Below are 20,391 nucleotides of genomic sequence, written 5' to 3' on the forward strand. Positions count from 1 at the left end.
ATAAAAAACAATTATAATAAAAAAGTATGACTGTTATTTTTGTCAATTTTACATAATAAATTGAAAAATCCGGAAGACAAAAAGTGAAACTTGGACGGGAAGTTGACAGGACCGGAAGAAGGGTGATGCCTATGATACAGGAAGAGAATTTGGATTTGATCCTCCAGCAGATTCCTGACCATCTGCCTGGAGGTGTTTTGATTTACCGGGACAATAAGCGGGAAGAAATTCTCTATGCCAATCCCGAAATGATTTCCATGCTGGGATGTTCCTCTTTTGACGAATTCCTGGAACTGACAGAAGGATCCTTTGCCACCCTGGTCCATCCTGAGGACAGGGAACGTGTGGAACGGGACATCCGGCAGCAGATTGCCGGCAGCCGGAGCAAGTTGGATTTCGTCAATTATCGGGTGTACCGGAAAGACGGTTCCATCCAAAGAGTGGAGGAATTCGGCCATCGGGTATTCATTCCCGGGGTGGGAGCGGTCTTTTATGTGTTTTTCCTGGACAATGACACCAGATACAAAATCTATGATATGGATTCTCTCACCGGACTGCCGGGAAAGAACCGGTTCATGAAGCGGGCTTCCCGGCTCATGGAGCTGGCCAGGCTGGATCCCCGGGCCCAGAAACTGGCTCTGGTGTATGTGAATGTCCACAATTTCAACCGGTACAATATGCGCAACGGAAGCGAAAAAGGCAACCGGTTCCTGGTCCAGATGGCGGATGTGCTTCGGGAAAGCTTCCCCAACAAACTGATTTCCCGGTTCATGGATGATCATTTTGTGGTGCTCACCAGTCTTACTTCTCTGAAAAAACAGATTCCTGTGATTTCCAGCCGGGTCCGCCGATTCCATGATTCCCACCGGATGGACGTGAAATTCGGCGTTTATCCGGTGGAAGACCGCAGTGTTTCAGTGGAAAGCGCCTGTGGCATGGCCCAGCTGGCCTGCGACAGCATCAAGGAGATCCCGGACCGGCATGTGTGTTTTTACACCAAAGCCATGGGAGAAGAACGAAATCTGCGGAATTATGTGATTGACCATTTCCAGGAGGCTCTGGAAAAACGCTGGATCCAGGTATATTTCCAGCCGGTGGCCCGGACCATTTCCGGGACCATTGCCAGCGTGGAAGCCCTGTCCCGGTGGATGGATCCGGAAAAAGGGATGATATCTCCCGGGGTGTTCATTCCTCTCCTGGAAGAAAGCCGGCAGATCCGGAAACTGGACCTGTACGTACTGGAAGAAATCTGCCGCCTGTACCGGCTCCAGCTGGAAGCGGGGAGAACCGTGATCCCGGCTTCCTTCAACCTGTCCCGGATGGATTTCTTTCAGGGATCCATTTTTGAAGATGTGGAAGAAATCCGGAAGCGGTATCAGGTACCCCGGAATATGCTCTATGTGGAAATCAATGAGAGCGTCTTCGTCCATGAAGGAGACGTGCTCCATCAGGAAATCCAGCGGTTCCGGCAGGCTGGATACGAAGTGTGGATGGATGATTTCGGCAGCGGGTATTCTTCCCTGAATACCTTGAAAAATTATTGCTTTGATGAAATCAAAATCGACATGGCCTTTTTGTCCCAGTTTACGGAAAAATCCCAGAACATCATCAAGGCCATTATCCGGATGGCCAAAGAAATCGGCATCCACACCCTGATGGAAGGGGTGGAGACCCGGGAACACGCGGAATTTGCCCGGTCCATCGGCTGCGAACTGCTCCAGGGATATTATTATGGAAGACCCATGTCTTTTGGAGAATTGAGCCAGGCCTATCAGGAAAACCACTGGCAGGTGGAAACTCCTGAACTCCGCCGGTATTATGGAGCCCTGGGGCCTGTGGATTTCCAGACGGACAAGCCCATGGCCGTGGCGGAAGTGGGCCGGAACCGTTTCCGCTATCTGTTTGCCAATGAGGAATATGGGACCACCATCCAATCCGCCGGTATGGACAGCCTGCGGCAGAGTGCCGTGCTCGTCAATGCCCAGGCGGGGCCCATCAGCAAGAACATCCAGAACTTCCTGACGGATGTGGTCAGCAGCCGTACCGGAAAAGATCTGACCTATACGGTGAACGGACAGTACATGCAGCTGAAGGCCAACCACCTGGCTTCCCATGATCAGCATCACCTGGTCCTGCTCCATCTTACCAATTTCACCATCCAAAAAGAAAAAGGCCTTGCCGGCGACCTGGACTGGGTCATCCGGAATATGATGTATTTGTATCGGCATGTTTTCCTGGTGGATACGAAAGATGATATGGTCATCCCTCTGGTGATGAATTCACCGTTTCGGAAGTATTTGTTCCAAAAACGGTCCGGTGTCCGGGAGCTGGTCCAGGAGTACGTGGAGACCATGATCCATCCTTCAGACCGGGACCGGTTCCTGGCCTTCAACGATCCTCACTCTTTGATGGAACGGATCCGGAAAAGCCCGGAAGGGATGATTTCCGGCGGTTTCCGGACCCTTGGCAACGACGGGGAGTACCACTGGGACATCCATTCCATTTTTCCGGCCATCCGGAAGGGGAAGGTGTATCTGTTGTATACGGCGAGACATTTTCCCAAGGCTAACGCATAGTCCCTGGGCACAGGAGGCTAACGCATAACCCAGGCGGGGGATATGCACCTTTTGTTTTGTCAGCAGCGGATTTTGCCTGTGGCATGTACGTCCCCGGCTTGCTATAATAGGGACAGAATCACAGGAAAGGAACGGACCCATATGCAGGTATCGACCAAATTCACCATTGCCATCCATATCCTGGCAGCGGCGTCCTATTTTGGAAAGGATTACAAGATCACCAGCGAGTTCCTGGCCGGCAGCATCGGCTGCAACCCGGTGATCGTCCGGAACCTTATGAAGCAGCTGAAGGAAGCCGGGCTGATCTCTGTCCGCCGGGGGCCCGGGGGTGTGGAGGTGACCCGTCCTCTGGACCAGATCACCTTCTGGGATGTATATGACGCAGTGGAAACCAGCAAAGACCAGCTGTTCAATTTCCACGACAGTCCCAATCCCCGGTGCCCGGTGGGACGGAACATCCACAAAGCCCTGGATGGGAAACTCCAGGACATCCAGAAACAGTTCGAACAGGACCTCCGCCGGCACAATCTGGCGGAAGTGGTAGGGGACCTGGCCAGTGCCATTCAAAAAGAATCATAAAAAAATAAAAAAAGCCTTGCATCTTTCCGGACACTCTGCTATAATTACATTCGTTCGGTAAACACGCCCGTAGCTCAGTGGATAGAGCAACGGCCTCCGGAGCCGTGTGCGGTGGTTCGATTCCACTCGGGCGTACCATTAAAATCTACCTCATAGTTCGCGTCAGCGGGGTATGAGGTTTTTTGTTGCCCAGGTGATTTTTTCAGAAAGCCGGGCCGGACAAAACGTGGTATAATGAAAAAGCTGTCAATCCATGGCTGGTTTGTGAACAGCCGTGAGGGAGAAAAGAGGTTTTGCCGTGGTTAGTATTACAGATCGAGTGCGTTTTTCAGAAACGGATCTGATGGCGGTAGTCCATCACACCAATTATCTCCGCTGGTTCGAAATGGGCCGTGTGGCCTGGTTCCGCCAGGCGGGCATCGACCTGAACGGACTCCATGAGGCCGGTTTTATGGTCCCCATTGTGGAAGTCCAGTGCAAATACCGGCAGTCAGCCCGGTTCGACGATGTGTATGAGATCCAGACTACTCTCAAAGCCTGCAGCCGGGTCATGATCCAGTTCAGCTACCGGATCCTCCGGAAAGCGGACGGGGTCCTGCTGGCGGAAGGCACCTCCAAGAATGCCTTTGTGAACCTGGAGGGGAAGGTAACAAGGCTGACACCTGATTACTATGAAAAACTGCAGCAGCTGGCTGCACAAGAAAGGGAGATCCAACCATGATCAATGTGATTTTGCTGATTCTGGGGCTGTGCGTACTGGGCCTTCTGGTAATGATTGTCTACGCTGCCCTGAAACCCACGGATGACACCCGTGTGGTAATGGAGGAAAAGACGCCGCTGAAGCTGGAAAGCCTGGACCACGACAAAGCCGTCCTGTCCTTTGAAGTGCCTCTGCGGAACAAGAGCGCTGAAAGCGCCGCCATCACTGACTGTTTCGTACGGCCGTACCTGCCCCAGGAACAGTTCCCTGATGCCTGGTGCGAAGGCAATGTGGAAAAAAGCGATCGGCGCCGCAGCGACCATTATTTTGAAGCCCTGGTGCTGAAGGAATGGTCTGAATGGAAACTGATCGTCACCCTGACTCTCCGGGCCCGGAACGGCAAGGACATGCGGGAAATCATCACCCGGATGGTGGATATGGATGGAGCCGTCTTCGTGTGCGGCGTGGGCCGGAAAGCCCATTACGTACGGAAATTCTTCTTCACCGTATTTGCCGATGAACTGAAAAAACTGGCAGGGGGTGCCTACAATGGCTGAGAAATACGAAATCATTCCAATTCCTACCCGGATACTCACTGTCCATGACAACATTGTGGATGCTGTCCGGGAATTCGGCGGGGACAAGATCGGTCCCCGGGACGTGGTCTGTGTGGCCGAAAGTGTGGTGGCCATTACCCAGAACCGGGCCATCCGTCCGGAAACCCTGAAGATTTCCTTTGCGGCCAAGGTGCTGAGCCAGCTGTTCCCGGGCATCGGGAGCATCGGCAACTGGTCCGCCATGCAGAGCCTGCTCAATGAATCCGGCACCCTGAAGGTGCTGTTCGCTGTGGTGGTGGGCTTCTTCGCCAAATGCCTGGGCAAGAACGGGGTGTTCTACCAGCTGGGCGGGGAACAGGCCCGGCTCATCGACGACATCACCGGCACCATGCCTCCCTATGACAAGCACATTGTCCTGGGGCCCAAAAACCCGGTGCGGGTGTCTGAAAGCATCAAGGAAGGTCTGGGGTGCTTCGGCGCCGCCGTGGCCGATGTCAACGACCTGAAACGGTCCTGCTGCCTGGGCTGCACCAAAGGGGTGGATCCCCGTCTGGTGGAAAAAATCCTGATCAACAATCCCTTCGGCAATGACAGCCAGAAGACGCCGATTTGTGTGATCAAGAACTATATCGACTAGGGGCTAACGCATAACCCCTGAGCGCCATAGCAGGCCATCTGCTTTGTCAGGAGGGATTTGGAAGCCGGGCATATACCGCCGTGTATTATGCCCAACTTCCAAATCCCTCCTTTCGCGCATCTGACCTACTCTGACGCTCAGGGAAGCAATCGGGGATTTTTAGAAATATAATGTTCAAGGCCGGCGTATGCCGGCTTCCATCGGCCAGTGACCAGTGACAATTTGGCCAGTGACAGGAAAAAGTTCCGTCACGAAACTTTTTTCCTCTGGATTTATCCTCCCGCAACAGGTACAATAACAGTTGTAGAAAAGGTAGGTGAAACGATGTTGGAAGTTGTAATCGCAACCCATAATCTGGGCAAAGTAGAGGAATTCAAGTCGTTGATGGACGAACTCGGCATCACCTTTACCTGCCTCAGCGATTATGCCCCTGTGCCCGAACCGGAAGAAACCGGTCGGACTTTTGCGGCCAATGCCCGGCTGAAAGCCCGGTACTATGCCAAGGCCCTGGGCAAGGTCTGTCTGGCCGATGATTCCGGCCTGGAAGTCCTGAGCCTGAAGGGGGCTCCCGGTGTCCGTTCCGCCCGTTATGCCGGCGAAGACGCCACCGATGAAGAAAACAATGAACTGCTCCTGGCCAATATGAAAATGCAGGTCCGGCGGAACTGCCGGTTCTTCTGCGCCCTGGCCATGGCCAACCCGGAAGGGAAGATCCTGGTGGAAAGCGCCGGGATCTGTGACGGGATCCTGCTCCACGAACCTCACGGGACCAACGGCTTCGGCTATGATCCCCTGTTCTGGTCCACGGAGCTCCACAAGCCTCTGGGAGAGGCCACCATGGAAGAAAAGAATGGCATCAGCCATCGGGCCAAGGCCATTCGGAAGCTGGTAAACCAATGGAAAAAAATGAACCGATGAGGATCGGCGTAGTCAGCGATACCCACGGAGACCTCCAGGCCCTGGCACAGGTACTGGACCAGGCCGGGGAAGTAGACCTGTGGCTCCATGCCGGTGACTACAGCCAGGATGCTCCCTATATCGAGGAAATCACCGGCATTCCGGTGTATGCGGTGTGCGGCAACTGCGACAGTTATGAAGACCGGGCCCCGGCGGAACTGGTGACCCGACAGCTGGGGTTCACCCTGGCCATGACCCATGGCCACCGGTATGTCCGGTACAATGACTGGAGCCGTCTGCTGTACTGGGGAGAAGAAAAAAAGGCGGATGTGGTGATTTTCGGCCATATCCATGTACCGGTGAACCGGGAAGAAGACGGAATCTTGCTGATCAACCCCGGCAGTCCCAGCCGTCCCCGGAACGGAGTGCCCAGTTTCGGCATCCTGACCCTGGAAAAGGGAAAAAAACCGGTATTTGAAGTGCAGGAAATGAAAGAGTAGGGAAAGGAGCCAACCAAATGGCAAATACGGAAGATCTGAACAAAGAGGCACTGGAACTCCATGCCAAAAATCACGGGAAACTGGAGGTCCGCTGCAAGGTACCCCTGGAAAACGGACATGACCTGTCCCTGGCCTATACTCCCGGGGTGGCAGAACCCTGCCGGAAAATCAAGGAAAACCCGGACCTGTCCTTTGAATACACCTGCCGGGGCAATATGGTGGCCGTAATCAGCGACGGCACCCGGGTCCTGGGCCTGGGGGACATCGGTCCTGAAGCCGCCATGCCCGTTATGGAAGGGAAGGCCGTCCTGTACAAGAAATTCGGGGACGTGGATTCTGTGCCCATCTGCATCGACACCAAGGATCCGGAAGAATTCGTGAACATCGTGGAAAAACTCCAGCCTTCTTTTGGAGGCATCAACCTGGAAGACATCTCTTCCCCCAAATGCTACGCCATCGAAGCGGAACTGATCAAACGGTGCAAGATCCCTGTGTTCCATGATGACCAGCACGGCACTGCCATCATTGCCTGCGCCGCCATCCTGGGGGCTCTCCGGTTCGTGAAAAAGGACATCGATAAGGTGAAAGTAGTGGTCAACGGCTGCGGGGCTGCCGGTTCCGCCATCGGCAAACTGCTGGTGCGCCTGGGTGTGAAGAACCTGACCATGATCGACGTCCATGGGGCCGTGTACGAAGGCCGTCCGGGAGAAATGGACATGGCCACTGCCTATCTGGCCAGCGTCACCAACCAGGACCACTACAAAGGGGACCTGAAAGGGGCCGTAAAGGGAGCCGATGTGCTCCTAGGGGTTTCCGCTCCCCGGCTGTTCACCAAAGAAGTGATCCAGAGCATGAATGACAACGCGGTGGTATTCGCCCTGGCCAACCCGGTGCCTGAAACCACCTACGAAGAAGCCAAGGCTGCCGGCGCTGCCGTAGCCGGTACCGGCCGCAGCGATGCCCCCAACCAAGTGAACAACGTGTGTGTGTTCCCGGGGATCTTCCGGGGTGCCCTGGCCGTCCGGGCTTCCGCCATTACGGAAGAAATGAAAGTGGCTGCCGTTAAAGCCATCACCGGGCTGATTGCTGATGATGAACTGCGGGAAGACTATGTGGTTCCCGGCGCCTTCGATCGGCGGATCGTCCCGGCCATTGCCGCCGCCGTGGCCAAAACCGCCATGGAACAGGGCATCGCCCGGGTAAAGCGGGATCCGGAAGATATCCGGAAAGAAGCCGCTGAACGGGTGGAACGGAACTGGAATGCCTGATTTTTCCAAAGAACGGAAAATCGGCTGACTGCTGCTAAAACAACAAAACAAAAAGGGAGGAAAAAATGATGAAAAAACTGGCACTGGTACTGGCCGGACTGCTGGCTCTGGCCGGCATCGCCGGGGGCTGCGGAAGCTCCACCGGCAGCAAACCCGCAGGGGGAGACAAAAAAGTAGTCCTGAAAGTGGGAGCTTCTCCGGTTCCCCATGCAGAGATCCTGGAACAGGTGAAACCCCTGCTGGCCAAAGAAGGGGTGGACCTGCAGGTGGTGGAATTCACCGATTACGTGAAACCCAACCTGAGCCTTAGCGACAAGGAAATCGACGCCAACTTCTTCCAGCATCTGCCGTACCTGGAAAAATTCTGCAAAGACCGGAACCTGTCCCTGGTTTCCGTGGGCAAAGTCCACATCGAACCCATGGGCGTGTACTCCAAGAAGATCAAAGACATCAAATCCGTGCCTGACGGCGCCAAAATCGCCATCCCCAACGATCCCACCAACGGGGGCCGTGCCCTGGCCATCCTGGAAAAGGCCGGCCTGCTGAAACTGAAGGACGGGGTAGGGGTCATGGCTACCGCCAATGACATTGTGGACAACCCCAAGAACCTCCAGATCACCGAAGCCGAAGCCGCCATGCTGCCCCGGACCCTGGATGATGTGGATCTGGCGGTGATCAACTCCAACTTCGCCATGGAAGCCAAACTGAATCCCTCCAAGGATGCCCTGTTCATCGAAGCCAAGGATTCTCCTTATGCCAACATCGTGGCCGTACGGAAAGGCGACGAAAACCGGCCGGAAATCCAGAAGCTGATGAAAGCCCTGAACAGCCCGGAAGTGAAGAAATTCATCGAAGAAAAATACAAAGGCGCCATTATCCCGGCGTTCTGATGCCAAAAGAGGTGTTGCACCAGCAACACCTCTTTTGCTATACTGGAAGAAAAACTTCGGAGGCCTTATCCATCATGTCCAATACCATTGTTTATGAAGACGGCACAGCATTCCATCCCGGTTCCTATCTGGAAGACCTTCTGGATGACTGGCAGATGACCCCGGCCCAGTTCGCCCACAAACTGGGGAAACCCCTGGAAACCGTGGACCAGCTCCTGGCCGGAGAAATCCCGGTGGACCTGGAACTGGCCAGCAAACTGGAAGAAGCCACAGAAATCAGCGCTGCCGCCTGGCTGAATCTCCAGTTCATGTTCGACGAAAAAGTGGAAGCGCACAAGAAGTAAAGGAGGGGCTGTTGCATAAGCAACAGCCCCTTTGGCCGCGAGTCTCGAGTCGTGAGTCGCGGGCCACTGGATAGAACTTGTCCTTCGACCAGGTTCTTCTTATTGTGTATAACCGTAGGGGGCGCAGGCCCGGCGCCCCGCAAAATGCGCAGATCATCGATGATTTGGCGGGCTGCCCGGCGTGCAGCCCCTACGGTACCGATTTACACGTTCAAAAGTTTGCCTGCAAATTTTTCATTTGGCTCGCGACCGGGGTGTGAATTTATTCACACTCCCTCACAAACTCTCCGATCCCCGGATGGGTCCGGGTATCCTGGAGCCATACCAGGTTGATGCTGGCTGCCGGCACCCCTTCCAGGGGGACGGCGGCCAGTTCTTTTTCTGTCCGGGCGAATTCTTCCGGCAGGAAGCCGGCGGCGGCTCCGGACCGGATGTAGGACAGGATGGTGAATACCTGGCTGGTCTGGTGGAGGACCTGGGGTTCTGTCTGGGCCTGGGCGAACAGCCGGCGGATGTACCGGGTCTGGCCGAAGGTGTCCGGGAACAGTACCAGGGGCACCCCGGCCAGGTTCTGGAAGGAGAGAAATTTCTTCCGGGCCAGGGGATGGGTCCGGGCCACAAACAGTTCCAGCCGGCTTTTCTTGATGATCTTGCAGTGGTAGGGGGACAGGGGCAGATGGTTGGTGACACACAGGATCAGGTCCAGTTCCTGCCGGTCCAGGAGCCCGTACAGCACGCTGGCGGTGTCCTCTACCGTGCGGATCTGATAATGGGGATGCCGGGCCAGGAACTGCTGGTGGAGCTGGGGGAAAATGGTGTTCCCGCACATGGGCACCACCCCGATCCGCAGGATCTGCCGGCCGGTTTTCAGGGAAGTCCCCAGTTTTTCCAGCTCCTCGCTTTCTTTCAGCCAGCGCTGGCAGCCTTCCCACAGCTTCCGGCCCTCCGGGGTGAGAGAAATGGTGCTGTGCTGCCGTTCAAAAAGGGCTACGCCGCAGTCCTGTTCCAGTTCCTTGATGGCCTTGGAAACTGCCGGCTGGGAAATATGGAGCTTTTCCGCCGCCCGGGAAAAGGTGCCCCACCGGCACACGGCGGCAAAGGTGGGAATATAGGACAAACGCATGGGAATACTCCTTATCCATAACTGATGGTTGGGTGAACCAACGAATTAGTATTTTACAAAGTTATCTTAAAAGAGTATAACAGAAGCATCAGGGAAAGGAAAGGGAACGTGGTATAATGGAACTGTCGCTAATGGAATTTTTTGACTTATTTTGGGAGATCCATTATGAACCATACCATAGATCCTGCTGCTTTGTGGGACACCCTCCAGGGAGCTTTGCTCATGCCGGACTTCTGCCGGGCCCTGGGGCTGACCGCCGACCAGATGGAACGGCAGCTCCGGTCCTGGGGGCTCCAGGAGGCCTGTCCGCTTCTTTCCGGGGCGGCTGAGGAAAAGGGCCGCTTTTCCGCCGGCTCCGTGCTGGAAATCCTCCGGGGATTCCTGCCCCCTCTGGCGGACGAGCCGTCCCAGGGCTGGCTTACCGACTGCTACCAGTACCTGCTTCGGCAGATTTTCCCGGAAACCACCCAGCCGGAACCGGCTGCTGACGCCGTCCGCTATGAAGCCGGCCGGCGGCTGTTCCTTCAGGTGCTCCGGGAACTGTACCATTATGAATACATCCACTGCCCCTTCGACCCCTGCCGGAACCTGGTGCTGCTCCCGGCCGGAGAAGTCCGGAAGGAACAGTACACCCGGGAATATCCCCGGTTCCGCACCCTGGTCCGGGTTCGGTATCTCTACGAATTCATGCGCCTGGGCACGGAAGTGACCCCTTTCAACACCCTGGGGCACATTGGTGGGGTCACCTATGTGGCCCTGTTCATGGCCCGGCAGCTCCACCGCCGGCAGGTGCCTGTGGACGTGGCTCTTATCGCCGGAGCTGCCGCCCTTCACGACATAGGCAAATACGGCTGCAAAAAAGGGGAGGAGCGGCGGGTTCCCTACCTCCATTACTACTATACGGACCTGTTCTGCGAACGGGAAGGGCTGCCCCAGATGGGCCACATTGCCGCCAACCATTCCGTATGGGACCTGGAACTGGAAAACCTGTCCGTGGAATCCCTGCTGCTGATCTATGCGGATTTCCGGGTGAAAAGCTACCGGGACAAGGAAGGGAAGGAAATCATCCATTTCTACACCCTCCAGGAAGCCTTTGACGTAATCCTCAGCAAACTGGACGATGTGGACGGGGCCAAGCGTCGGCGGTACCAGAAGGTCTACCGGAAACTGGCGGATTTCGAAGCCTACATGGCCGAACTGGGGGTCACCCTGGACCTGCCGGAGGACTTCGCCCAGGAGCCTCTCCGGGAACAGGTCCGGCCCCACCGGGAAATGGTGCTTATGGAAGGAGAGGAAGTGGTCCGGCAGCTGAAATACACCGCCATTGCCCACAACATCCGGCTCATGAGCATTTTCCGCAGTGAACGGGACTTCGGCAACCTCATCGAAGCCGCCCGCAGCGAACCCAACTGGAAGAACCTCCGGGCCTATATCAGCATCTTCGAGGAATATTCCACCTACATGACGGAACGGCAGAAGCTGATGACCCTCCAGTTTCTCTACGAACTCCTGAGTCACCGGGAAGAGGACATCCGGGTCCAGGCGGCGGAACTGATGGGCCGGATCGTGGCCAATTTCAACGAGCGCTACACCAAGGAACTGCCCAAAGGGGTGCTGCTGCCCCGGAAAAAGGTCACCAACCGGACACTGTTCCGCCAGTACGTGGAGCAGATCATCGATCCGGGGCTCCGGTACACCCAGCAGCACAAAAACCGGATCGGGGCCTGTCTGGGGCCCTTCCTCCGGTCGGTGCTGGCCACCCGGTACCAGCGGCTGGGCACGGCCCTGGCCAATATTGCGGAAGAAGAGCACCCAACGGCCCTGTATCTGGAAATCCTCCAGCCCTGGTACGAAAGGCCCGCCGCCACTCCGGAACAGCAGATGATCCTCCTCCAGGCCCTGCTGTTCCTCCGTCCGGAAGATCTGACCGATTCCTTCCGCCAGGCGGTGGAAAAAGCCCTCCGGACCGCGGGACGGGACCCCAGTTCCATTGTGCGGATCGGGGCCCTGTACGGGCACCATCACCTGTTCGGGGGCCAGGACGGGGAAGACATATTCATACCCCGGCTGCTCCGGACCATGGACCTGCCGGAAGAACCGGCGGCCTTTGGGGAAAAGGAAAGCAGCCTGTTCCTGGAAGACCTGAAAAGCGGCATCCACTGGCTGATCAAAATCGCCAACATCCATCTCATGTGCCACGACCTGCTCCGGCAGAAGGAACGGGGGAATGTGATGCACCTGGGGATGCACCTGTGCAACCTGGTGAAGGTCAGCGAGCACCTGGCAGTGCGCCAGGCAGCCGGGGAGGCCCTGCTGAAGATCGCCGACACCATGACCTGGGCCCAGCGGAACGAAATGGCGGTGGAACTGTTCAACGGTCTGGAAATCGGAGACCTCCAGATCACCAAATATGTGCCGGAATACCTGGGAAAGCTGATCCTGAAGCTACTGCCGGAGGAACTGGACGAATTCCTCAGTTCCCTCCGGGCGGAAATCGATTCCACCAACTTCCAGCTGGCCGGGGCGGCGGTGAACACCATGGGGGTGGTGCTGGAAAACTTTCAGGACTTTGCGGACCGGTTCCCCCAGGAAACGAAACGGAACCAGGGGCGGCAGCTCCAGCTGCTTTACGCCATCCTCCGGGCCTATGCCCACTACAACCGGGAACTGAGCCGGGACGCCTTCCGGGCCCTGGCCGCCTATGTGTTCGGCAGCGGGAAGATGCCGGAAAACCGGAAGGACTTCCTGTTCCTCCACAGCGCCAAGAAAATCTGGGTGCTGCTCAACGAAAACTCCGAAGCCATGCTGGATTTCTACACCAACGCGGCGGTACTGAACCACCTGTACCGGTATGTGGGCCGGGCGGAAACGGACCGGGGCGGGTTCGCCTTCCCGCCGGAGCAGAAGGTGTGCTTCTATCCCGGCACCTTCGACCCTTTCAGCAGCGGCCACAAGGCAGTGGCCCGGCGGATCCGGGACATGGGCTTTACGGTGTACCTGGCCCTGGACGAATTTTCCTGGTCCAAGCACACCCAGCCCCGGCTCATGCGCAGGAAGATCATGAACATGTCCGTGGCGGATATGGAAAACATCTATCCTTTTTCCGAAAATCTGTCGGTGAACATTGCCAATCCGGAAGACATCCGGAAACTGAAGGCCATTTTCGCCCACAAGGACCTGTATCTGGCGGTGGGCTCCGATGTGGTGGAAAATGCCTCCGCCTACCGGCTGGAGCCCACGGAAGATTCCATACATGCGGTGAACCACATTATCTTTGAACGGGAGACCCGGGAAAACGCCAACTGGTACACCGACGCCCCCGGGGGAAAAGTGAAGGAAAAAATCGCCGAACAGAAGATCCGGGGAAAGATCCTCCATCTCCGGCTGGACAAATTCTTCGAGGACGTGAGTTCCACCCGGATCCGGGAGAACATCGACCAGAACCGGGACATTTCCGCCCTCATCGACCCGGTGGCCCAGAACTTCATCTACGCCAACAATCTGTATCTCCGGGAACCGGCCTACAAACACGTGCTGGAAGCCCGGGAAATCGGCATCGGGGATTTCCGGCCCCGGACCTGGAACCAGCTGCCCCATCTCCCGGCTCTGGCCCGGCAGGTGGGGGCCAATCCCGTCCTGCTCCAGAAGTACCTGGCCTGGGAGGCGGAGGACGGCCGGCCCAGAGTCTTCACCCAGTATGTGGATACCGGGGAAGGAGGGGAACGGCTGGCGGCTTTCGGAGCCGTGCACCAGGTGCCCATGCAGAGCCTGCTCCTGGAATTCCAGGATCCCCGGGTGGCGGAACACATCCGGGAGGAAGCCTCCGGGCGCATCGCCTCTCTGGGCTGGTTCTCCGTCAGTGAGGAAAGCCCCATTTCCCATCCGGGACAGATCCTTTTGACGGAAATCATGACGGAACTGCTGAACCGGGACTTCACCTACGTGGTCTACCATCCGGTGGATCCTTCCGGCTACAGCGAAAAGGCCGTGGGAGTCCTGGTCCGCCAGGGGTTCGTGGATATCGCCCCGGAAGGGTCACCCCATCCTCTCTATGCAGCCCACATCAAATCCCCGGTGGTGCTGTTCCGGGACGTGGAAACCACCATCAAGAATCCCTTCAACAAGAACCTCCGGGTCCAGAAGGCCCTGGACAAGGCCCACAACAACCTGCTGTCCGTACTCCGGCGGCTGTATCCCGGCCGGCTGATCCTGTCCTTCAACACCAGCGCCATGCACTACCGGATCATCCAGAAGGTGGCCCGGCTCAACGGGGTATCCACCCTGGAAGACCCCAAGAAGCGCCGGGGACCCTACATGTCCGTGCCTTTCGGCAAGGCCCTCAGCGATGTGCTGGTGCCCAACACGGTGACCAAGGCCCTCCACATCGAAAAGTACTTCAACCGGTCCGTCAAGGGGTTCACTCTGGCGGAAGCCCATCACTACGCCACTGTGGACAACCAGGTGAAGACCATCCGGTCCTTCCGCCGGCCGGTGATCCTTATTGACGACCTTCTGGAAAAAGGCCACCGGATGCGGATGCTCACCCCCTACCTGAAAAAGAACAATGTGGAAGTCCAGGAGGTGCTGGTGGGGGTCATGACCGGCTACGCCATGGATCTTATGGCCCAGCAGGGATACCGGTGCCAGTGCGCCTATTTCCTGCCCTCCCTGGAGCTGTGGCTCAACGAGCGGGACTGCTACCCCTTCATCGGCGGGGACAGCATCGACAATGCCAACAACTACAGCGGCTATGACAGGAATCCTTCGGTGAACCTGATCCTGCCCTATGTGAAGCCGGAATTCATCCGCCAGGGAGATGCGGACGCGGCCTATCTGTATTCCCTTACCTGTCTCCAGAACGCCAAGCTGATCATGGAGACCCTCCAGGACGAATACCAGGCCCTGTACGAAAAACGGCTGACCCTGAAACGGCTGGGAGAAGTGATCTCCGTCCTCCGGATCCCGGATATGGACATCGGGGTGAAGTTCGACCCCAACATGGATCCCACCCGGTTCATCGAAAACGACATCGAACGGCTGGTCCGGCTGCGCTGGGGTGAATCCGGCACCGGACTGTATGACAGGAACCGGGGCGGCGAATGAGCTGCCTTTGGTGAAAGGAGTGCTGCAAATGGAAAACAACTGGCTTCACATCAGCGATCTGCCCAAAGAGGCGGGAATCACCCAGCCCCTGTCCCTGCTGGGGCGTCCGGCTCTCAGGGAAAAGAACCGGGTCCACATCCTGGCCCTGGGGGACGTGGGACGGACCATGCTCATCGGGCTCCGGCTCCTGGGGTCCGACAAGATCGCCTCCATAGGCCTCTGCGACCTGAACGAAAAGAACCTCCAGCGGCTGGAAATCGAAATCAATCAGATCCGGTATCCTTTCCCGGAAGGGGACCAGGTGCTGCCGGCCGTGGATATCATCACTGAAGACAGGCTCTTTGACTGCGACGTGTTCATTTTCTGCGCCACCAAAGGGACTCCTCCCCTCGGGGCCAAAGGGGATATGCGGATGATCCAGCTGGCGGCCAACAGCGAACTGGTCCGGCACTTCGGGGACCTGGCCCGGAAGGCAGGGTACCAGGGCCTGGCCTGCATCGTTTCCGACCCGGTGGACAACCTGTGCCGGGCCTTCCTGGAAAGTTCCGGCCTGGCGCCCTGGCAGGTCCAGGGATACGGGTTGGGAGTCATGAACGCCCGGGCCTGTTACTATGCGGAAAAAGATCCCCGGCTCACCCATTATCTGAAAGAAGGACGGGCCTTTGGTCCTCACGGCCAGGATCTGGTGATCGCCGACAGCCTGGAACACTACAATGATGAGCTTTCCCGGGAACTGACCCGGAAAACCGTCACCTGCAACCTGGCAGTCCGGGAACTGGGGTACAAGCCCTACATTGCTCCGGCCCTGTCCAGTGCGGCCATTTCCATCCTGCTGACCCTCCGGGGTGCCTGGCACTACGGATCCCTGTACCTGGGGGACGGGAAAGAGGGGGCCTTCCTGGGCATGAAGAACCGGCTGACGGAACAGGGATTTGAATATGAAGACGCGGCTCTGTGCCCGGAACTGTACGCCCGGATCCGCCACGCCTATCTGAATCTGTGCCGGATGAAATAACCGGCGGGGAAACAGGAAGGGATTTCTATGTTCTATGTGATCAAAATGGGATGGCACGAAGAGGAAACCACCTGCCGGGTGGACGGGGCCCTGAAAAGGGCTCTGGCAGGCCATCCCCATGTGGTTGTGGACCGGCTGTCGGATTTTGCCAGGATGTTTCCGGAAACCGGCCCACGGGAACCCGGTCCGCACAAGCTGCTCTTTGCGGTGAACCTGGGAGTGGGAGGCATGAGCCTGGGATTTGCCCGGATCATCGCCTACATTTCCCTCCATCCCCGCTGCCTGGAAAACTGCACCGGCAGCGTGGTGGTGGACGGGGAGGACGAACTGTTCACCAAAAAGGCCGGAAGGGAAATGATCTTCATGGCCAACCGGTCCGGCTGCGCCTTTCCCGGGGCGCCCCTGGTGGAAGCCACCGGGTCCCTGTACAACTTCAATATCCGGGCCAGGATCCAGGGCATCGGCAACCAGGAGGCCTACGAAAACGCCGTGGCCCAGCTGGTGGACAAGCTCCTGGTCTTTGACGGGGTTCCGGCGCCGGAAGGGGGACGGCACAAAATCGCTCTGTTCCACGCCAGCAGCCGGAAGACCTCCAATACCCTGCTGCTCTGGAGCCTTGTCCGGAAGCAGCTGGAACCAGCGGCCCAGATCCGGGAAGTGAGCCTCCGGAACGGCACCGTGGTGGACTGCCGGGGCTGCAGCTACGAAGCCTGTCTCCATTTCGGGGAGCAGGGGGACTGTTTCTACGGAGGGGTCATGGTGGAAGAAGGGTACCCGGCCATCCGGGAAAGCGACACCCTGGTCTTTGCCTGTCCCAATTACAACGATGCAGTAAGCGCCAACATCATGGCCTTCTTCAACCGGATGACCGCCCTGTTCCGGACGGACTACCGGGAATTTGCCAAAAAGCGGATCTTCGCCCTGGTGGTCAGCGGCTACAGCGGGGGAGACATTGTGGCGGAACAGGTGATCGACGCCCTGAACTGCAACAAGCACTTCATCCTGCCTCCGCATTTTGCCCTGATGGAAACCGCCAATGACCCGGGGAGCATCCTGCAGAACCAGGGGCTGGAGCAAAGAGTGAAGGAGATGGCCCGGCGGATTGCCGGGTAGAGAGTTTCCCTCTTTTTAAAACAATTTAAATGATGTACAATAAGAAGCTGTAACCGGCTGTTGCGGAACGGCTTCTTTTTGTCTATCTGGCAACGGCCCCTATCCAAGAAAGAAGGCTGACAATGTGACCCTGTTCAAAAAATGGCAACAACTGATTTTCTGCGGGTTCCTGGGCGCCCTGTCCTTCCTGGTGCCTCCTCCGGGAGACCTGGCCCCGGCCGGCTGGCATGTGTTCGGCGTCTTTGCCGCCACCATTGTGGGGCTGATCCTGAAACCTCTGCCCATGGGCGTCATGGCTCTTTTGGGCATGGTGAGCCTTTGTCTCACCCGGGCCCTTACCCTGAAAGAAGCTCTCAGTGGATTCAGCATCCCTACCATCTGGCTGGTGGTAGTGGCCTTCTTTATTTCCCGGGGCATCGTAAAGACCGGGCTGGGGGAACGGATTGCCTATCTGTTTGTGGAACGGTTCGGCAAAAAGCCCCTGTTCCTGGCCTATTCCCTGGTGGCCAGCGACCTGGTGATTGCCCCGGCCATGCCCAGCAACACCGCCCGGGCCGGAGGCATCCTGGCTCCCATTGTCCAGTCCCTGAACGTGACCTTTGGTTCCGACCCCAAAGAAGGGACCCAGAACAAACTGGGGAATTTCCTGGTGCCGGTGGTGTTCCAGTGCGACGTGGTGATTTCCGCCGTGTTCCTTACCTCCATGGCCGCCAACCCCATGGCCGTCAGTTTCGCCAGCGATCTGTTGGGGGTGAACATGACCTGGGGCGGCTGGCTGGCGGCTTCCTGTGTGCCGGCAGTGATTTCCCTGGTGCTGTTCCCGCTGGTGATCTATAAAATGAACCCGCCGGAACTGAAGGAGACTCCGGAGGCTCCGGCTCTGGCCCGGCAGAAGCTGGATGCCATGGGTCCCCTGAAACGGGAAGAAAAAGCCATGGCCGTGATCTTTCTTCTGCTCATCGGTCTCTGGGCCGGGGGCCGGTACATCGGTCTCAGTGAAACTCTCACCGCCCTTTTTGGCCTGTGCCTGCTGCTGTTAGCCAACGTGCTTACCTGGGATGACATCAAAAGTGAAAAAGCCGCCTGGGATACTCTGGTCTGGTTCGCCATCCTGGTGATGATGGCCGGATTTTTGAACACCAAAGGGATGATCCCCTGGTTCAGCAAAGAAATGAGCGCCCTGGTGGCCGGGGACAACGGACTGGTGGCCATGGCCATCCTGGCAGTGGTGTACTTTTATTCCCATTACCTGTTCGCCAGCAGCACCGCCCATGTAAGCGCCATGTACGCCGCCTTCCTCAGCGTCATGGCCAGCGCCGGGGTACCGTCCACCATGGCCGCCTATGTGCTGGCCTGGTTCAGCAGCCTGTTCGGATGTCTCACCCATTACGGCTCCGGCCCGGCTCCCATCTTTTTTGGCGCCGGATATGTGACCCAGAACCGGTGGTGGCAGATCGGCTTCGTCCTGAGCCTGCTGTCCATCCTGATCTGGGGCGGCATCGGCTGTCTGTGGGGGAAGGTCCTGGGAATGTGGTAAAAATTTAATTTTCCGAAAACGGCCAAACTGTGGTACAATGGGTAACAAATACTGTACCTGGAAAGGCGGAGACCCATGAAACAATTTGATGCAAGAAATCTGTCCATGATGTTTGACCTCTATGAAATGACCATGGCCAACGGGTATTTTGAAGACAAGAAACGGGACAGGGACGACTACGTGTCCTTTGATGTATTTTATCGGAACAATCCGGACGGAGGCGGTTTCGCCATTTTTGCCGGTCTGGAACAGGTGCTGGATTACCTGGAAAACATGCACTTTTCCACCGAAGACATTTCCTATCTCCGAAGCCTCCATGTATTCAGCGAACCCTTCCTCCAGTGGCTGGAAACCTACCAGTTCCGGGGAAATGTATATGCCATGCCCGAAGGCAGTGTGATTTATCCTGATGAACCCCTGCTGACGGTGTACGCTCCTCTGGTGGATGCCCAGCTGGTGGAAACCGCTATCCTGTGCGAGATCAACCACCAGTCCCTGATCGCCACCAAGGCCCAGCGGATCGTGAAAGCCGCCCAGGGCCGGGGGGTGTCCGACTTTGGCGCCCGCCGGGCCCACAACATGGACGCCGCCGTATACGGGGCCCGGGCCGCCTATATCGGCGGAGCTGACAGCACGGCCACCGTCCTGGCCGGCCAGATGTTCAACATCCCGGTAAGCGGCACCATGGCCCACAGCTGGGTCATGTACTACGACGACGAATACACCGCTTTCAAGCGGTTCGCGGAAATCTACCCGGACAACGCCATCCTGCTGGTGGATACCTACGATGTACTGGATTCCGGGGTGCCCAACGCCATCCGGGTGGCCAAGGAAGTACTGGAACCCATGGGCAAACGGCTGAAAGGGATCCGGATCGACTCCGGGGACCTGGCCTACCTGTCCAAAAAGGCCCGGAAGATGCTGGACGATGCCGGGCTCACCGATGCCATCATCGTCATGAGCAACTCCCTGGATGAATACACCATCAGCTCCATCCTGGAACAGGGCGGCTGTGTGGATTCCTTCGGGGTGGGGGAACGGCTGATTACCGCCAAGAGCGACCCGGTCTTCGGGGCCGTGTACAAGCTGGTGGCTGTACACAAGGACAAAGCCATCATCCCCAAGATCAAGATCTCCGAAACCTTTGAAAAGATCACCAACCCGGGCCGGAAACGGGCCTGGAGAGTGTATGACAAAACCGGTCATGCCATTGCGGATCTCCTGACCCTCCATGACGAAGATCCCCGGGAAAGTGCCGAATTCCCCTTTGTGGATACCCAGCGGCCCTGGAAGAAGATGGCCTTCAAAGACTGTACCTTCCGGGAACTCCAGGAACTGGTGCTGGAAAAAGGCAAGCGCCTCCACCCGTCCCCGTCCCTGGAAGAAATCCGCCGGTACGTGCGGAAGCAGCTGGACCACGAAATCTGGCCCGAAGAACAGCGCTTCAGCAACCCCCACATGCATTTCCTGGACATGAGTCCCCGGTACTACGCCATGAAGATGGCCCTGCTGGAAGATGTGAAGAAGGGGAAATAAGACGGTCAAAGGAGAA

The 20,391-nt window shown here is 57.3% G+C and carries 16 protein-coding genes and 1 tRNA gene; 16 read left to right on the plus strand and 1 reads right to left on the minus strand.

What is annotated here, in order from left to right:
- Window positions 1-131: 131 nt before the first annotated feature.
- From ACTQY5_RS08680 to ACTQY5_RS08730, 11 genes are all read left to right on the plus strand, one after another.
- Entirely contained in the window at window positions 132-2,576 is a 2,445-nt protein-coding gene (locus tag ACTQY5_RS08680) for an EAL domain-containing protein (protein ID WP_441369077.1), read from the plus strand.
- Window positions 2,577-2,717: 141 nt separating this feature from the next.
- Complete coding sequence (locus ACTQY5_RS08685; RefSeq protein ID WP_154487911.1) at window positions 2,718-3,155, plus strand: Rrf2 family transcriptional regulator; 438 nt, start codon at window positions 2,718-2,720, stop codon at window positions 3,153-3,155.
- Between the two features lie 63 nt (window positions 3,156-3,218).
- Window positions 3,219-3,293 (plus strand) — tRNA-Arg (locus ACTQY5_RS08690).
- Window positions 3,294-3,453: 160 nt separating this feature from the next.
- Window positions 3,454-3,876: an acyl-CoA thioesterase gene (locus tag ACTQY5_RS08695; protein ID WP_022487082.1), complete on the plus strand. Its 423-nt coding sequence runs from the start codon at window positions 3,454-3,456 to the stop codon at window positions 3,874-3,876.
- Window positions 3,873-4,412, plus strand: a complete 540-nt coding sequence (locus ACTQY5_RS08700; RefSeq protein WP_279128203.1) for a hypothetical protein — start codon at window positions 3,873-3,875, stop codon at window positions 4,410-4,412. Before ACTQY5_RS08695 ends, ACTQY5_RS08700 begins: the two co-directional genes overlap by 4 nt.
- A complete protein-coding gene (locus tag ACTQY5_RS08705) occupies window positions 4,405-5,049 on the plus strand; it encodes a coenzyme F420-0:L-glutamate ligase (RefSeq protein ID WP_279128204.1) in 645 nt (214 codons plus the stop codon). The genes ACTQY5_RS08700 and ACTQY5_RS08705 overlap by 8 nt, the downstream gene beginning before the upstream one ends.
- Before the next feature lie 324 nt (window positions 5,050-5,373).
- Window positions 5,374-5,967, plus strand: coding sequence for an RdgB/HAM1 family non-canonical purine NTP pyrophosphatase (gene rdgB / locus ACTQY5_RS08710; RefSeq protein WP_022487085.1), 594 nt, complete (start codon window positions 5,374-5,376; stop codon window positions 5,965-5,967).
- Window positions 5,946-6,446, plus strand: a complete 501-nt coding sequence (locus ACTQY5_RS08715) for a metallophosphoesterase (protein WP_279128206.1) — start codon at window positions 5,946-5,948, stop codon at window positions 6,444-6,446. The genes rdgB and ACTQY5_RS08715 overlap by 22 nt, the downstream gene beginning before the upstream one ends.
- A gap of 17 nt (window positions 6,447-6,463) precedes the next feature.
- Window positions 6,464-7,714 (plus strand): NAD(P)-dependent malic enzyme, encoded by a 1,251-nt coding sequence (locus ACTQY5_RS08720; protein ID WP_279128207.1) that lies wholly within the window; start codon window positions 6,464-6,466, stop codon window positions 7,712-7,714.
- Window positions 7,715-7,782: 68 nt separating this feature from the next.
- On the plus strand, window positions 7,783-8,604 hold the full coding sequence (locus ACTQY5_RS08725; RefSeq protein ID WP_308664144.1) for a MetQ/NlpA family ABC transporter substrate-binding protein: 822 nt from the start codon (window positions 7,783-7,785) through the stop codon (window positions 8,602-8,604).
- 74 nt (window positions 8,605-8,678) lie between these two features.
- Entirely contained in the window at window positions 8,679-8,948 is a 270-nt protein-coding gene (locus ACTQY5_RS08730) for a helix-turn-helix transcriptional regulator (RefSeq protein WP_022487089.1), read from the plus strand.
- A gap of 262 nt (window positions 8,949-9,210) precedes the next feature.
- On the opposite strand, the gene ACTQY5_RS08735 is transcribed toward ACTQY5_RS08730, so the two are convergent.
- Window positions 9,211-10,071, minus strand: coding sequence for a LysR family transcriptional regulator (locus tag ACTQY5_RS08735; RefSeq protein WP_308664105.1), 861 nt, complete (start codon window positions 10,069-10,071; stop codon window positions 9,211-9,213).
- A gap of 165 nt (window positions 10,072-10,236) precedes the next feature.
- On the opposite strand from ACTQY5_RS08735, the gene ACTQY5_RS08740 reads away from it, so the two are divergent.
- From ACTQY5_RS08740 to ACTQY5_RS08760, 5 genes are all read left to right on the plus strand, one after another.
- Entirely contained in the window at window positions 10,237-15,174 is a 4,938-nt protein-coding gene (locus ACTQY5_RS08740) for a phosphohydrolase (RefSeq protein ID WP_441369078.1), read from the plus strand.
- Between the two features lie 28 nt (window positions 15,175-15,202).
- The gene (locus tag ACTQY5_RS08745; RefSeq protein ID WP_441369079.1) at window positions 15,203-16,189 is read left to right on the plus strand and encodes a lactate dehydrogenase; all 987 of its coding nucleotides are present in this window, start codon (window positions 15,203-15,205) and stop codon (window positions 16,187-16,189) included.
- A gap of 27 nt (window positions 16,190-16,216) precedes the next feature.
- A complete protein-coding gene (locus ACTQY5_RS08750) occupies window positions 16,217-17,302 on the plus strand; it encodes a flavodoxin family protein (protein ID WP_022487531.1) in 1,086 nt (361 codons plus the stop codon).
- A gap of 124 nt (window positions 17,303-17,426) precedes the next feature.
- The gene (locus ACTQY5_RS08755) at window positions 17,427-18,839 is read left to right on the plus strand and encodes an anion permease (protein WP_441369080.1); all 1,413 of its coding nucleotides are present in this window, start codon (window positions 17,427-17,429) and stop codon (window positions 18,837-18,839) included.
- Window positions 18,840-18,914: 75 nt separating this feature from the next.
- Entirely contained in the window at window positions 18,915-20,375 is a 1,461-nt protein-coding gene (locus ACTQY5_RS08760) for a nicotinate phosphoribosyltransferase (RefSeq protein ID WP_022487529.1), read from the plus strand.
- Window positions 20,376-20,391 lie beyond the last annotated feature (16 nt).

This window comes from Acidaminococcus sp. HCP3S3_H5, assembly GCF_052122235.1.
GTDB lineage: Bacteria > Bacillota > Negativicutes > Acidaminococcales > Acidaminococcaceae > Acidaminococcus.